General features: G+C 35.8%; 12 protein-coding genes. 9 read left to right on the top strand and 3 right to left on the bottom strand.

Annotation, left to right across the window (positions count from 1 at the left end; genetic code table 11):
• Positions 1 to 7 precede the first annotated feature (7 nt).
• The 3 genes from C3L50_RS16060 to C3L50_RS16070 are packed head-to-tail and all read left to right on the top strand — an operon-like array spanning position 8 to position 3837.
• A complete protein-coding gene (locus C3L50_RS16060) occupies positions 8 to 967 on the top strand; it encodes a T9SS type B sorting domain-containing protein (protein WP_449528507.1) in 960 nt (319 codons plus the stop codon).
• 49 nt (positions 968 to 1016) lie between these two features.
• A complete protein-coding gene (locus tag C3L50_RS16065; protein ID WP_103807202.1) occupies positions 1017 to 1928 on the top strand; it encodes a PorP/SprF family type IX secretion system membrane protein in 912 nt (303 codons plus the stop codon).
• Between the two features lie 13 nt (positions 1929 to 1941).
• Positions 1942 to 3837: an OmpA family protein gene (locus tag C3L50_RS16070; RefSeq protein ID WP_103807203.1), complete on the top strand. Its 1896-nt coding sequence runs from the start codon at positions 1942 to 1944 to the stop codon at positions 3835 to 3837.
• A gap of 105 nt (positions 3838 to 3942) precedes the next feature.
• Here C3L50_RS16070 and dnaE read toward each other — a convergent pair whose 3' ends face one another.
• Entirely contained in the window at positions 3943 to 8520 is a 4578-nt protein-coding gene (gene dnaE, locus C3L50_RS16075) for a DNA polymerase III subunit alpha (protein ID WP_103807204.1), read from the bottom strand.
• 651 nt (positions 8521 to 9171) lie between these two features.
• Here dnaE and leuC point away from each other — a divergent pair.
• The 4 genes from leuC (at position 9172) to leuB (ending at position 14064) form a co-directional block, all read left to right on the top strand.
• Entirely contained in the window at positions 9172 to 10566 is a 1395-nt protein-coding gene (gene leuC, locus C3L50_RS16080; RefSeq protein ID WP_103807205.1) for a 3-isopropylmalate dehydratase large subunit, read from the top strand.
• Between the two features lie 127 nt (positions 10567 to 10693).
• The gene (gene leuD / locus C3L50_RS16085) at positions 10694 to 11290 is read left to right on the top strand and encodes a 3-isopropylmalate dehydratase small subunit (RefSeq protein ID WP_103807206.1); all 597 of its coding nucleotides are present in this window, start codon (positions 10694 to 10696) and stop codon (positions 11288 to 11290) included.
• A gap of 107 nt (positions 11291 to 11397) precedes the next feature.
• The gene (locus C3L50_RS16090; RefSeq protein ID WP_103807207.1) at positions 11398 to 12921 is read left to right on the top strand and encodes an alpha-isopropylmalate synthase regulatory domain-containing protein; all 1524 of its coding nucleotides are present in this window, start codon (positions 11398 to 11400) and stop codon (positions 12919 to 12921) included.
• A gap of 87 nt (positions 12922 to 13008) precedes the next feature.
• Positions 13009 to 14064: a 3-isopropylmalate dehydrogenase gene (gene leuB, locus C3L50_RS16095; protein ID WP_103807208.1), complete on the top strand. Its 1056-nt coding sequence runs from the start codon at positions 13009 to 13011 to the stop codon at positions 14062 to 14064.
• A gap of 119 nt (positions 14065 to 14183) precedes the next feature.
• Here the strand turns inward: leuB and C3L50_RS16100 are convergent, their stop codons facing one another.
• Positions 14184 to 14525: an RNA recognition motif domain-containing protein gene (locus C3L50_RS16100; protein WP_103807209.1), complete on the bottom strand. Its 342-nt coding sequence runs from the start codon at positions 14523 to 14525 to the stop codon at positions 14184 to 14186.
• 147 nt (positions 14526 to 14672) lie between these two features.
• Positions 14673 to 15155 carry a DUF6252 family protein gene (locus tag C3L50_RS16105; RefSeq protein WP_103807210.1) on the bottom strand — a complete coding sequence of 161 codons (483 nt, stop codon included), beginning with the start codon at positions 15153 to 15155 and terminating at the stop codon, positions 14673 to 14675.
• Between the two features lie 195 nt (positions 15156 to 15350).
• On the opposite strand from C3L50_RS16105, the gene C3L50_RS16110 reads away from it, so the two are divergent.
• Positions 15351 to 15917 (top strand): 30S ribosomal protein S16, encoded by a 567-nt coding sequence (locus C3L50_RS16110; protein WP_103807211.1) that lies wholly within the window; start codon positions 15351 to 15353, stop codon positions 15915 to 15917.
• Between the two features lie 15 nt (positions 15918 to 15932).
• Entirely contained in the window at positions 15933 to 16472 is a 540-nt protein-coding gene (gene rimM, locus C3L50_RS16115) for a ribosome maturation factor RimM (RefSeq protein WP_103807212.1), read from the top strand.
• Positions 16473 to 16574: the final 102 nt, after the last annotated feature.

The raw sequence follows: 16574 nt of genomic DNA on the forward strand, positions 1-16574 counted from the left end.
TAATCCATTGAACCCAGACACTGATGGAGATGGCGTAACCGATGGAAAAGAAAAATCAGATGGTACCGATCCAAAAGACCCTTGTAAATTTATTTTAGCAAGCCAAACTTTAACTCCAAGTTCTGCTTGGAATACTGCCGATTGTGATGGAGATGGAGTAACCAATGCTAAAGAAAAATCAGATGGTACCGATCCAAAAGACCCTTGTAAATTTATTTTAGCAAGCCAAACTTTAACTCCAAGTTCTGCTTGGAATTCAGCCGATTGTGATGGAGATGGAGTGACTAATGCACAAGAAAAGCTTGATGGCACTAATCCATTGAACCCAGACACTGATGGAGATGGCGTAACCGATGGAAAAGAAAAATCAGATGGTACCGATCCAAAAGACCCTTGTAAATTTGTTTTAGCAAGCCAAACTTTAACTCNAGTAAAAGATGGAACTGAAAAAGCAGATGGTACTAACGCTTTAAACCCATGTAGTTCTAATCCAATTCATGTAACAGGTCCTTTCTCTAGTGATTTCTTAGCAGGAGACTGTGATAAAGATGGACTGACTAATGCCGATGAATTGGGTGATAACCCAACTAAACCAGCAGATGCAGATGGCAATGGGGTTGCAGATTATTTAGAATTAAATAATGCAAATCTATCAGCTGAAGATGATTTAGAAATTTTCAATGCGGTAACACCAAACGGCAATGGCGATAATGATGTATTTATTATTCGGGGAATTGAGAAATACCCTAATAATACATTGACTATTTTCAACAGATGGGGAATTCTAGTATATGAAGCCGATGGATATGGTCAAGAAAATAGATTCTTTAAAGGGATTTCTGAAGGACGTTTAACGATTGATAAATCAAAAGAATTACCGATAGGAACATACTTCTACATATTACGATATATAAATGGAAAAGGAGAAACAAAAGAACGTTCAGGATTTTTGGATTTAAATAAATAAAAACAAAAAGGGATTATTAGACTAGTCTCTTAAAAAAACGAATAGAAAGATGAAAAAATTATTTCTCGCTACGATTTTCTTTTCAATAGTAGTGTCAATGTATGGGCAACAAGAACCCCAATATACCCAGTATATGTTAAATCCAATATTAATCAATCCCGCTTATGCAGGGTCGACAGAAGGTACCACATTTTTTGGACTTTATCGTGCCCAATGGATTGGAATAGAAGGCGCTCCAAAAACAGCTAATATTTCGATACATAAAGCTATAGAAAACAGTAATTTAGGATATGGTGTATCTGTTTTGAACGACAGAATAGGAATTTCAGATGAGACCCAAATATCAGCCGACTTGTCCTATACTTTGTATTTTGATAATGATTACCGTTTGGCATTTGGTTTGAAAGCATCAGCCAATTTATTAAACAATGATTATTCACGTTTAAATCAATACATTCCTGGTGAAACCGTATTGTCGAATAATGTAATTAATCAATTTTCCCCGAATTTGGGAGCAGGATTGTTTTACTATAACCGCAAAACTTATGTTGGGTTATCTATCCCAATGTTGTTGAGTACTAAAAGATATAATGAAATAGCCACATCAGAACTAAACCAACGCCAACATATTTACTTAACAGCAGGAAAAGTATATGATTTGAGCTATAACTTAAAATTTAAACCCGCTATTATAGCTAAAATGGCTTCTGGAATACCTTTTCAATTGGATATGACAGCTAATTTTTTATATGCTGAAAAATTTACTTTTGGAGTAGCCTACCGTGTGAGTGCAGCTTTAAGCGCAATGGCCGGGTTTCAAGTAAGTGATAATTTATTCATTGGATACGGATACGATAGAGAAACAACTCGACTGTCTAATTTTAATACCGGTTCCCACGAGATTTTCTTGCAATATAATTTCTTGAAACAAAGAAAAGTAGAAACCCCAAGATTCTTTTAATAAGTTACCCATTATGAAAAAAATAATACTACTAGCCTTTATTTTTCCATTGTTGATTTTCGCTCAAGAAAAGGCAAGAACCAAAGCAGATAAAAAATTTGAGAAAGAGTTTTATGTTGAATCCACAAAACTTTACGAAAACCTTGTAAAAAAAGGGGAAACCAATCCCGAAATTTTACAAAAAATAGCTGATGCCTATTACTTTAATGCCGATTATGTAAAGGCCAACGAATGGTATGCCAAGTTGTTTGAAAATCCTTCAAATGCCATCAGTAGTGAATATCATTACCGTTATGCACAAACACTGAAATCTATAGGACAATTGGAGCAATCCAAAGCAGAATTTGAAAAATTCAAAGCATTACGTCCAAATGAAATTCGCACGCAACTATTAACTAAAAATAGCACCAATACAAAACCGCTATTTCAATTTGAAGCTTTGCAACTTATGCCATTTAATACTAAAGCTTCAGATTATGGAGTTTCCATAAAATCTAGTGACACCTTAGTTTTTGCTAGCGCTAGACCAAGCAATCAAAGAAACACAATCAACTTAAGGACACAGGAATATTACACCAATTTGTACACTACTACCAAAGGAAGTAATGGACAATTCACTAAGCCTACTTTGTTTTCGAAAGCTAGTTATTCGCCTTATCACGAAGCAACACCAGTGTTCACAAATGACGGTAAAACGATGTATTACAGTCAGAATCAAATGCAAACCAATTCGAAAAAAGAATTAGTTAATGGCGGCTTTAAAATATACAAAGCTGTTAAAGAAAATGGTAATTGGCAAAGCAAATCAATATTGCCTCTAACTACTAATGATTCGATACGAGTAGCCCACCCCGCATTGAGTCCTGACGGGAAATATTTGTATTTTGCATCAGATATGCAAGGTTCTTATGGGCAATCCGATTTGTTTAAAGTGGCTTTAAATGGCGACGGAACTTTAGGTAAAATAGAACATTTAAGTAAATCTATAAATACTGAAGGCAGAGAAACCTATCCGTTTATTACTAAAGAGAATATTTTAATTTTTGCATCTGACGGTCATCCTGGATTAGGAGGTTTGGACTTATTTGCAGTCGATTTATCACAACCAAATGCGACAGTTAGAAACTTAGGTAAAGCAATCAATTCGGCTTTTGATGATTTTGATTTAAAGATAGACCCGTCCAACACTCAGTCCTATTTTACGAGCAATCGTCCCAATGGTACAGGGAACGATGATATTTATGGCATTACGGCTAAATTCTTACCAGATAATCTAAAAATCAATTTAAAAGGAACCCTTCTGGACGAAATATCTGGAGAATCAATATCTGGTGGAAAAATAATTTTATTGGATGAAAATAAAAATATTGTTGCCAGCACTACTGCTGATTCGAACGGTTATTTTGATTTTGGAAAGGTGTCCAATAATGCGACTTATCAAATTCAAGTCCAAGTTAATAGTTACTTGCCCAATCAAATAGTTCAAACTGTTTCTGAAGAAGATGTAACTACCCAAATTAAAATGAAAAAAGAACCAGTTTTAGAACAAATGGTTTTGGATAAATTATCGAATATTGTTTATTTTAATATAGACAAATGGAACATCCGAAAAGATGCCAAAGTAGAATTGGATAAAGTGGTAGCTATTTTGAAAAAATACCCAACCGTGAATATAGAAATTGGTTCGCATACTGATAGTCGTGAGGCTAAACGCTATAACCAGCAATTGTCGCAAAAAAGATCCAATTCAATCTTGCAATATTTGGTTAAACAAGGAATTGATAAAAACAGATTGACCACAAAAGGTTATGGTGAATCACAATTAACAAACAATTGCTCAGATGGTATAAAGTGTTCTGAAGCCCAGCATCAATTGAATAGAAGAAGTACGTTTATTATCAAAAAATAAACATTACTAGTTATAAAAAACATTATTTCATCATTATCAAAAATTGATTGTGATGGAATAATGTTTATTTTTTGGGTAATCACTAAAAAAATATAGTACTAAAAATTAATTCAACTTAAAGTTAATCTGCAAGTTTTCTAATTCTACCAAAAGTTCATTCGAAATCTTGATTTTCAATTTTCGGCTAGGCATTGATAATCGTGTAACTACTTTCGTTTCTAGGCTAGAAGCGGATTCAGCAATAGATTCTTCCATAATCAATTCATCATCTTCCGAGAACTCATCTGAAAAAATGACAGTTTCATCTGGAATTTCATCATCAAATAAGGGAATATCAGTCTTCGATTCCAACTTTATCGTTTCAGGAACAATTTCTATTGGCTTCTGCACCATTTCTTGCTCAACAACATCAAAAACAACCGAATTATTTCCTTTATTGGCTTGAAAAATGGCGTTTAATTTGGCAATAAAGTCTTGATTCAAATCTTTTATATCCAGTAAAATTGACAGTTTTTTTGCAAAATTATCGAACACATCCTGCAACATTTTGAATTCCAAAAACTGAATCATTGGATCTCCTTTTTTTCCAGTTTCTTTATTTGGCCAACCTTCTTTTACCATTACTTTAATAAATGTAAAGCTATTTGGAATCAAATAATGGCGGTATTTCATATACTCTTCGCCAAAAATTTTGAACTCATAACTTTCATCATATCCTTCAAGATTAAATAGCGCCCAGCCTTTACCATTCTTGGCAATTCGGTGTTGCACATTGCTAATAATACCTCCAAAAGTTAAACTTTTATTCACAAATTGACTCAAATCTTTGAGCGATTCGAGCTTTGAAGGACAAAAATATTTCATCTCAAATCTAAAATCATCCAGCGGATGTCCCGAAATATAAATGCCCACTACTTCTTTTTCTTTGGCAAGTTTTTCCATCGTACTCCAATCCTCGCAAGGCGGTACAACAGGTTCTGCAATTTGAACATCGCTTGTTTCGCCAAACAAACTTACCTGCGATGAATTTTCGTTTTCCTGGAATTTTGCTCCATAACGAATGGCTTTTTCGTAAAAAGTAATTCCGTCGCCATCATCATGAAAATATTGCGCTCTTGTTGTGTTTCCAAACGAATCGAAACCACCCGCTAAGGCCAAGTTTTCTAAAGCTTTTTTGTTGGCAGCCCGCAAATCAATGCGTTTGGTCAAATCAAAAATCGATTTGTACTTTCCTGTTTTTCTGTTTTCGACAATGGTTGCAACCGCTCCAGAACCCACTCCTTTTATGGCTCCCATCCCAAAACGAACCGCATAATCATCATTAACTGTAAATTTATAAAACGATTCGTTCACGTCTGGCCCCAAAACTTTCAATCCCATTCGCTTACATTCTTCCATAAAAAAAGAAACTTGCTTGATATCGCTCATATTATTGGACAAAACCGCTGCCATATATTCGGCTGGATAATTGGCTTTCAAATAGGCCGTTTGGTAGGCAATCCAAGCATAACAAGTAGAATGCGATTTGTTGAAAGCATATTCGGCAAAAGCTTTCCAGTCGTTCCAAATTTTTTCTAATTTATCTTTGGCATGACCTTTTGCCATGGCTTGCGAAATGAATTTAGGTTCCATTTTGGCCAAAACATCAATCATCTTTTTCCCCATCGCTTTACGCAAAACGTCGGCATCACCTTTGGAGAAATCCGCCAGTTTTTGGGACAAAAGCATTACTTGCTCTTGATAAACGGTAATTCCGTAGGTGTCTTTTAGTAATTCTTCGCAGTCATCCAAGTCATACACAATAGGTTCTTCTCCGTTTTTACGTTTAATAAAACTCGGGATATAAGCAATTGGTCCTGGACGATACAAGGCATTCATGGCAATCAAATCAGGAAAAACCGTAGGCTTTAATTCCTTCATATATTTTTGCATTCCGGGGCTTTCATATTGAAAAATACCAACCGTTTCTCCTCGTTGAAAAAGTTCATACGTTTTGACATCATCAATAGGAAATTCGTCGGGATTGAGTTCGATTCCGCTTCGGTATTTTACTAATTTAACGGTGTCTTTTATTAAAGTTAGGGTTTTCAAACCCAAGAAGTCCATCTTCAACAAACCCGCACTTTCCACGACCGAGTTGTCGAATTGAGTGACAAACAATTCCGAATCTTTGGCCGTTGAAACAGGAACAAAATCGGTAATATCACTTGGCGTAATAATCACACCACAAGCGTGAATACCAGTATTTCTCAGATTTCCTTCTAAAACTTTGGCTTGTTGAATGGTTTCTCCACCCAAATCTTCTTCATTGGCTAAAACAATTAATTCTTTTATTTTTTCGAATTCTTCAGGACGAACGGTCTTTTTGATTAAATCTTCTTTTTCACTCAAAAACCGAGCTAAATTCCATTTAGAAGGCATCATTCCTGGAATTAATTTAGCAATTTTATCGGCTTCGAATAACGGCAAATCCAATACACGAGCAGTATCACGAATAGCCGATTTGGTTGCCATTTTTCCGTAGGTGATAATTTGAGCTACTTGTTTCTGTCCGTACTTTCGAATCACATAATCCATTACGCTACTGCGGCCTTCGTCATCAAAATCAATATCAATATCGGGAAGCGAAACCCTATCAGGATTCAGGAAACGCTCAAAAAGCAGGTTGTACATCAAGGGGTCGATATTGGTGATTTTCAAACAATAAGCCACCACCGAACCTGCCGCAGAACCCCTTCCAGGTCCAACAGAAACCCCCATTTTTCGAGCTTCGGCAATGAAATCCTGCACAATCAAAAAGTATCCTGGATATCCTGAATTTTTTATTGTAAGCAATTCGAAATCTAATCTTTCTTGAATTTCAGGAGTAATTTCCTTGTATCGATTCTTAGCTCCTTCAAAAGTGAGATAGTTTAAATAGGCATTTTCTCCTCGAACTCCTCCATCAACAGCGTCTTCTGGATCGACAAACTCGGCTGGAATTTCAAACTTTGGAAGCAAAACTTCACGAGCCAAATTATAAATTTCTATCTTATCTACAATCTCTGCAATGTTCAAAATAGCTTCAGGCAAATTATTGAACAATTGCTTCATTTCATCGCCCGACTTGAAATAATATTCCTGATTGGGCAATCCAAAACGATAGCCTCGACCCCGACCAATTGGGGTAGTTTGCTTCTCTCCTTCTTTTACACACAATAAAATGTCGTGCGCATTGGCATTGTCTTTATCAATATAAAAAGTATTATTGGTCGCCACAATTTTGACCTCGTGCTTTCTTGCCAAGGCAATCAAGCCCTCGTTTACACGGTTTTCATCTTCTTGATTGTGACGCATCACTTCAATATAAAAATCGTCTTTAAATTCATTTTTCCACCAAAGCAAAGCTTCTTCGGCTTGATTTTCGCCCAGATTTAAAATCTTACTCGGAATCTCCCCATAGAGATTTCCCGATAAAACAATAATATCTTCTTTATACTGCTGAATAATTTTTCGGTCTATTCTTGGTACATAATAAAACCCTTCAGTGTGTGCAATAGAAGACATTTTGGCCAAATTATGATAGCCTTTTTTGTTCTTTGCCAGCAACACAATTTGATATCCATTGTCTTTTACCGACTTATTTTTGTGGTCTTCACAAACAAAAAATTCGCAACCCACAATAGGTTTCATCGGAACCTCGGTTGGTTCTTCGCCTTTTTCAATGGCTTCTTTGTTTTTGGTTTCAGCCGCTTTGTTGTGGTATAAAATGTCACGAACAAAGTGAAATGCTCCCATCAAATTGGCATGATCCGTCATCGCCACAGCAGGCATTTTTTGATGTGCAGCTGCTTTAACCAAGGCTGGAATACTAATTGTGGATTGCAAAACCGAAAACTGAGTATGATTGTGCAAATGCACGAATTGAGCATCGACTAAAGTTTCTTTATTCTCTGAAAGTTCTTGTTTAGAAATGGTTGCTGTTTGCTGACCGCCTAATTTCTGACGAATTTTATCGGATGCTTCCTTTAAATTGATGTGCTGCAATCCGATGAGTTGAATTTCTTTAGGGTTTTTGAGTTGAAAATCCTCGAAATATTCCTGCTCGACTTCGAGTTCTTGTTTAGTGAAAACTCCGGTACGAATCAATTCGAAAAAACAACGCGTGGTTGCCTCAACATCGGCAGTGGCGTTGTGCGCTTCCGCAAAAGGTTTATTGAAAAGGTATTGGTGTAATTCGGTAAGTGTAGGTAATTTGAACTTACCGCCACGACCTCCGGGTAATTTCAATAAAGAGGCAGTAACTTCAGTACAAGTATCTAAAACCGGCATCGAACTCATTGGAGAATCGACTCCCATTCTGTAAAATTCGCATCCCATAATATTGATATCAAAACCTAGATTCTGACCCACAATAAATTTAGCTTTACCTAAAGCTATGTTGAGTTTCTCCAAAACTTCGGCCAGCAGAATTCCTTCGGCTTGCGCCAATTCAGTGGAAATACCGTGGATTCTCTCGGCATCATACGGAATATTGAACCCTTCTGGTTTGACCAAATAATCCTGATGCTCGATGAGTTTTCCCATCTCGTCGTGGAGCTGCCAAGCAATTTGAATACATCTTGGCCAGTTGTCCGTGTCGGAAATGGGAGCGCCCCAACGCTTGGGTAAACCTGTGGTTTCGGTATCGAATATTAAGTACATAATTGTTTTTGTAGGGTTTGCAATTGCTTGAAATTAGATTTAGCAATTTTCAAATTTAGAATTTTTTAGACGAAAAAAGCATGTAAGTTATCAACAATAAATTCCTTTAAAATCAAAAATAGAATTGTTTTCTTTAAACCATTTCTGCAAATTATTTATTCCAAAATTCACAAAAAAACTCAAAATTCCATTTCTTGGTTGTCGTAATATTTTATAAAAAAAATTGCTTTTAAATACGACTTAATAATTCTAATTTCAGCAGCCAAAAAGCAAAAAATGTATTTTATTTTGCAATAAACAGAAAGGCAAAACTTTAAAAATTATTACTATTTTTATTCGTTTTGTTACATTTTATAGATATAAATCTGCTTTTTAATGCTAAAATAGCTGTAATTTTGCAAAAAATTAAAAATCATCATTAGTTGATTAAAACAAGTTCAAAAAGTGAATTAAAGTCAATTTAAAATACGATTTAAAAACGATTTTCTATATCAGAAGTAGTAAGTAGTTATAAAATCAACTTTGGGTATCGTATATAAACAAATAGTAGGATTGACACAAGCAATTCTTTTTATAAATTTGCTCCACTATTTTAATTTGGGTTAATTGCCGAAATTTTAAAAAGAGAAATACACTAAAAAAATATTTAAAATGAGTAAGACATTATTTGACAAAGTATGGGATTCGCACGTAGTACGAAAAATTGAAGATGGACCAGACGTATTTTTTATTGACCGTCATTTCATTCACGAAGTTACTAGTCCTGTTGCTTTTCTTGGTTTAAAAGGAAGAGGAGTAAAGGTTTTGTATCCCGAGCGTACTTTTGCCACTGCCGACCACAACACACCAACTATAAACCAACATTTGCCTGTTCAGGATGCTTTATCTGCAAATCAGCTAAAAGCATTAGAAGATAACGCCAATGAATACGGTATTTCTCACTGGGGATTAGGACACCAAAAAAATGGTATCGTTCACGTAGTAGGGCCTGAAAACGGAATTACTTTGCCAGGTGCCACTATTGTTTGTGGCGATTCACACACTTCTACTCACGGTGCTTTTGGAGCGATTGCTTTTGGTATCGGAACATCTGAAGTGGAAATGGTTATGGCTACTCAATGTATTATGCAGCCTAAACCAAAGAAAATGCGTATCAACGTAAACGGAACTTTGAGCAAAGGTGTTGGCCCAAAAGATGTAGCTTTGTACATCATTTCAAAATTAACCACTTCTGGAGGAACAGGATATTTTGCTGAATATGCCGGAAATGTTTTCGAAGAAATGTCTATGGAAGGTCGTATGACGGTTTGTAACCTTTCTATCGAAATGGGTGCTCGTGGTGGTATGATTGCTCCTGACCAAAAAACTTTCGATTTCTTGGAAGGACGTTTATATGCTCCAAAAGGAGAAGCTTGGACAAAAGCGGTTGAATATTGGAAAACTTTAAAAACCGATGCTGATGCCGTTTTCGATGCTGAATTGAATATCGATGCTGCAGATATCGAACCAATGATTACTTATGGTACGAATCCTGGAATGGGAATTGGTATCTCAAAACATATTCCAAGTGCCGACCAAGTTGAAGGTGGCGAGGAAACTTACAAAAAATCTTTGGCTTATATGGGCTTCAACGAAGATGATGTGATGATTGGAAAACCAATTGATTTCGTTTTCTTAGGAAGTTGTACAAACGGACGTATTGAAGATTTTAGAGCTTTTGCTGAAATTGTAAAAGGTCGTAAAAAAGCAGACAATGTAACAGCTTGGTTAGTTCCAGGTTCACACGTTGTTGAAGCACAAATCAAAGAAGAAGGAATTTTAGATATCCTTACTGAAGCAGGTTTCGTGTTGCGTCAGCCAGGTTGTTCAGCTTGTTTGGCAATGAACGATGATAAAGTTCCTGCCGGAAAATATGCAGTAAGTACATCAAACAGAAACTTCGAAGGGCGTCAAGGTCCGGGTTCAAGAACGATGCTAGCTTCTCCAATTATGGCAGCAGCGGCAGCAGTTACCGGAAAATTGACAGATCCAAGAGAATTGATGTAGTTGAATGTCAATTTCAATGACAATAACAATTTCAAAAAAGAATTAAAAATAAAAAGATTTTAACTATTTATGATTTATTTCTCCCAAAGGAAAATCTGAATTCTAAAATCTAAAATCTAAAATTACAATGGCATACGATAAATTTAATATCCTTACCAGTAGTGCAGTGCCACTACCAATAGAAAACGTAGATACCGATCAAATCATTCCAGCTCGTTTCTTGAAAGCTACAAAACGTGAAGGTTTTGGAGACAATCTTTTCAGAGACTGGAGATACAACGGAGATGATACTCCAAAAGCCGATTTCGTATTGAACAACAAAACTTATAGCGGAAAAATCCTTGTTGGAGGAAAAAACTTTGGTTCAGGTTCGTCTCGTGAGCACGCTGCTTGGGCGGTTTACGATTACGGATTCCGTGCTGTAGTTTCTTCTTTCTTTGCAGATATCTTCAAAGGAAATTGCTTGAATATTGGTGTTTTGCCAGTACAAGTGAGTCCTGAATTTTCAGAAACTATTTTCAAAGCCATCGAAGCGGATCCAAACACGCAATTGGAAATCAATTTGCCAGAGCAAACCATTACTTTATTGGCTACTGGACAAAAAGAATCTTTTGATATCAACGGATACAAAAAGAACAATATGATCAACGGCTTTGATGACATTGATTATTTACAAAACATTAAAGGAGAGATTACAGCATTTGCTGACAAGCTTCCTTACTAATAAAAAAGATTCAGCCAGACCTATGACGTTTTTAAAACCTCATGGGTCTTGTTGCGAAATAAATAAAACGGGTTTTCATATCAGATTGCTTTAGCCTCAAATTTAAAATGAAAAAAAGAAAAATTGAAATAATGGACACGACGCTCCGCGATGGTGAACAAACCTCGGGAGTATCTTTTTCTGCTGCAGAAAAATTAACCATTGCACAATTATTATTAGAAGAATTAAATATTGATAGAATCGAAATTGCTTCTGCACGCGTGAGCGAAGGAGAATTTCAAGGTGTAAAAGGCATCATGTCTTGGGCATCAGCAAAAGGATATAGCAATCGTATTGAAGTTTTGACTTTCGTCGATGGTGGACTTTCTATCGAATGGATGAAAAAAACAGGAGCCAAAGTTCAAAATCTTTTGACCAAAGGTTCACTAAACCATTTGACTCATCAATTAAAAAAAACACCTGAACAGCATTTCTCAGAAATTGCACAAGCTATTGCGTTGGCCAATGAAAACGGAATTGCAACCAATGTCTATTTGGAAGATTGGAGTAATGGGATGCGAAATTCTCCAGATTATGTTTTTCAATATTTAGATTTTTTGGTGACACAACCCGTAAAAAGAATCTTGCTGCCTGACACTTTAGGCGTTTTGATTCCTTCGGATACTTTTGAATTTATTTCTAAAATCACATCAAAATACCCCAATATTCATTTTGATTTCCACGCACATAATGACTATGATTTAAGTGTTTCGAATGTCATGGAAGCTATAAAAGCGGGTATATCAGGATTGCACGTTACGGTAAACGGAATGGGAGAACGTGCTGGAAATGCACCACTCGAAAGCACTGTTGCCGTGATTAACGATTTTATGCCTGAGGTGAAAATCAACATCAAAGAATCGTCTTTGTATTCGGTAAGTAAATTAGTAGAGACTTTTACAGGCTATAGAATTCCAGCCAACAAACCTATTGTAGGCGATAATGTGTTTACCCAAACAGCAGGAATCCACGCCGATGGAGACAACAAAAATAATTTGTATTTCAACAATTTGCTTCCAGAACGTTTTGGAAGAAAACGAAAATATGCTTTAGGAAAAACATCAGGCAAAGCCAATATCGAAAAAAATCTGCAAGAATTAGGACTACAACTCAATCAAGAAGATTTGAAATTGGTTACGCAACGCATCATCGAATTGGGTGACAAAAAAGAAACAGTAACCAAAGAAGACTTGCCTTATATCATTTCTGACGTATTGGACAGTCAAGCCTATGAAGACAAAATTGTTATTGAATCTTATGTTTTAGTTCATTCTAAAGGAACCAGACCATCAACAACACTTTGTTTGAAAATTGACGGCGAAATTATTGAAGAACACGCTCAAGGCGACGGTCAATTTGATGCTTTCATGAATGCTTTGACAAGAATATACAAAAGCAAAAAGTTGATGCTGCCTAAACTGATTGATTATGCTGTTCGAATTCCACCAGGAAGTAGTTCGGATGCACTTTGTGAAACTATCATCACTTGGACTAATGGAAAAAAAGAATTCAAAACTAGAGGATTAGATTCAGATCAAACTGTTGCGGCTATCAAAGCAACTCAAAAAATGCTGAATGTAATTTCTAATTAAAAAATGAAATGATTTAAAGATTGAAAAATTAAAACTCCAATCTTTATATCTTTAAATAATTCAATCTTTAAATAAAAATAATTTATAATGAAATTTAACATTGCCCTTTTAGCTGGAGACGGAATCGGACCAGAAGTAATAAATGAAGCTGTAAAAGTTTCTGACGCTATTGCTAAAAAATTCAATCACGAAATCAATTGGATACCTGCATTAACAGGAGCTTGCGCGATTGATGCTGTAGGAGTTCCTTATCCTGATGAAACTCACGAAATATGTGTAAATGCTGACGCTGTTCTTTTCGGAGCTATTGGTCACCCAAAATACGATAATGATCCATCAGCACCCGTAAGACCAGAGCAAGGATTGTTGTTGATGCGTAAAAAATTAGGATTGTTTGCTAATGTACGTCCTACCTTTACATTTCCTTCTTTATTAGACAAATCTCCACTAAAAAGAGAACGTATTGAAGGAACTGACTTAGTTTTCTTGAGAGAACTTACAGGTGGTATTTATTTTGGTGAAAAAGGAAGAAAAGATGGTGGAGACACTGCTTTCGACAACTGTGTTTACACAAGAGAAGAGGTACAACGTTTGGCCAAAAAAGGTTTTGAATTAGCTATGACACGTTCTAAAAAATTGTGTTGTGTAGATAAAGCAAACGTTATGGAAACGTCTCGTTTGTGGAGAGAAACAGTTCAAGCCATGGAAAAAGACTATCCAGAAGTTACTGTTTCTTACGAGTTTGTTGATGCTGTCGCCATGCGTTTAGTACAATGGCCAAACTCTTATGACGTATTGATTACAGAAAACTTGTTCGGAGATATCTTAACTGATGAAGCTTCTGTGATTTCAGGATCAATGGGGTTAATGCCTTCTGCCTCTATGGGAGCTAAAGTTTCATTGTTTGAGCCAATCCACGGATCATATCCACAAGCAACTGGTTTGAATATTGCTAACCCAATGGCTACAGTTTTATCTGCTGCCATGATGTTTGAAAACTTCGGATTGATGGAAGAAGGAAAAGCAATGAGAGACGCTGTAAACAAAGCTTTAGAAGCTGGAATCGTTACAGAAGATTTAGCCGATGGCGGAAAAGCATACGGAACCAAAGAAGTTGGAGATTGGTTAGCTGCTAATATCTAATATAATTATTATGCGTAGAGACGTTGCAGTGTAACGTCTCTACGTCATAATAAATATAAAATACAACAAAAAAGGTGTCAATTTTCATTGACACCTTTTTTTATAGAATAGAGAAAATATTAATATCTTCCTCCTCTGTCTCCACCACCACGGTTGTTCCCGTAACCTCCGCGTGAATCTCCACCACGGTTGTTGTTAAAACTTCTTCTTTCGCCTTCTGGTTTTGGCTCTGATTTATTTACCACAATAGTACGACCTTGAACAGTCGCTCCGTTTAACTCGTCTATTGCTTTTTGAGCTTCTTCATCACTTGGCATTTCAACAAAACCGAATCCTTTACTTCTTCCAGTAAATTTATCAGTAATAATTTTTACAGAATCAACTGCACCGTAAGCCTCGAAAGACTCTCTTAAATCTGCTTCCTCAATACTGAACGGAAGACTTCCAACAAAAATATTCATATGTACTTATTTAGTATAATTGTGACAAATGTAGTCTTATTTTCTTCTAATCCACTACACATTAGGTTATTTGTGATTTATATGTGATGAATATTCAAAATAAAGCTTCAAATATCTTGATTACAAGAGATTTTTAACGTTTTGTCCTTAATTAATAAATTCTGTTGTTACAGGAATTTTATAAAAGTGTCCATATTGAAAATTCAAAATGGGTCCTGCCAATGGATTGTTATAAATATTTTCAGCATTAAATTTAAATGTTCCAGTAACGGTATTGTTTACAGCATCATATTCTTCGATTACAATTTGCCCTTCACCAATTCCTATACCTGTCGAAAAAGTAGTTGTTCCACTAGCTCCTGTCAAAATATAAGTAATTGCATTTGCATCACTTACACCTAAAATATAGGTGTCAGGGCTTTTAGAATCTGTAATTAAAGTCAATTTTTCATTTCTCGTGTAGCCAATAATTGTCAAAGCACCATTTGCATCAACTGAGGCTTTTGCATCAATGGCGCGCCAAAACACATTGTCTTTCTGCCCTTCGAAAGCGGGATTGTTGAACTTTACATCCGTAGTACAAGAAATAAAAGCAATTAATAGGAATAGATATAAAAACTGTTTTTTCATAATCGAGAAGTTTGTCTTGACAAAAGTAAATTATTTTGATCAAAAAAGTGAATTACATCAGGAAAATAGCCTAAAATAGTGTCTTTCAAATATTTGAAATAATTATTAGTTATTAATTGCCCATTGTTAATTAATTTTTATCTTTGCACCCTTAATTAATCGAGGTCGAGTACCTCAAAATTTAATCATTAGATTATGTCAGTAAAAATTAGATTACAAAGACACGGTAAAAAACAAAAACCGTTTTACTGGGTTGTAGCAGCAGATGCTCGCTCAAAAAGAGATGGTAAATACCTAGAAAAAATTGGTACTTACAATCCAAACACAAACCCTGCAACTATCGAATTGAATTTGGATAGCGCAGTAAAATGGTTGCACAATGGTGCTCAACCAACAGACACAGCAAAAGCAATCCTTTCTTACAAAGGAGCCTTATTGAAACACCACCTTGATGGAGGTATTCGTAAAGGAGCTTTGACTCAAGAACAAGCTGATGCAAAATTAGCTGCTTGGTTAGAAGCTAAAGCTGGTAAAGTTGACGCTAAAAAAGACGGTTTATCAAAAGCGCAAGCTGATGCTAAAGCCAAAGCTTTGAAAGCTGAACAAGCTGTAAACGCAAAACGTTTAGCTGATGCTGCTCAAGCAGAAGCTGATGCTATTGCTGCTGCAACTCCTGCTGCTGAAGAAGAAGTTGCCGAAGTTGAAGCTGCTGCTGAAGAAGCTACAGAAGCTCCTGCTGCAGAAGAAACACCAGAAGCATAATTTTAAAAGGCTAAAATGCGTAAAGAGGATTGTTTCTATTTAGGTAAAATAGCCAAAAAATTTAGTTTCAAAGGGGAAGTCCTAGCCTATTTAGACACAGACGAACCGGAGTTATACGAAAACTTGGAATCAGTGTTTGTTGAATGCAACAAACACTTGGTTCCTTTTTTTATTGAAAATAGCTCGCTACACAAAAACGATTTCCTAAGAATTCGTTTTGAAGATATAAATACTGAAGATGAAGCCGATGCTTTAATTGGAAATGATTTATATCTTCCCCTAAAAATGTTGCCTAAACTCACTGGCAACAAATTCTATTTTCACGAAGTAATTGGTTTTGAAGTAGAAGACAAACGTCTGGGATATGTTGGAGAAATTCAATCCATCAACGACACTACGGCGCAACCCCTTTTTGAAGTTCTCAACAAAGACGGAGCAGAAATTTTAATTCCTATGATTGATCATTTCTTGGTAAAAGTTGATCGAGAAAATAAAAAAATCATTATGGATTTGCCAGAAGGTTTGATTGAAATGTACTGTCTTGTCCTGAAATAACGATACACAAAATTCATCGTTATGGAAAACGCCCAAGAAAGCCGCTATGTAAAGCGCACCCAAAAGGACTACACAATGTCTTTTAAATTACAAATTGTTCAA

The sequence above is a fragment of the Flavobacterium alvei genome (genome assembly GCF_002920895.1).
Lineage (GTDB): Bacteria > Bacteroidota > Bacteroidia > Flavobacteriales > Flavobacteriaceae > Flavobacterium > Flavobacterium alvei.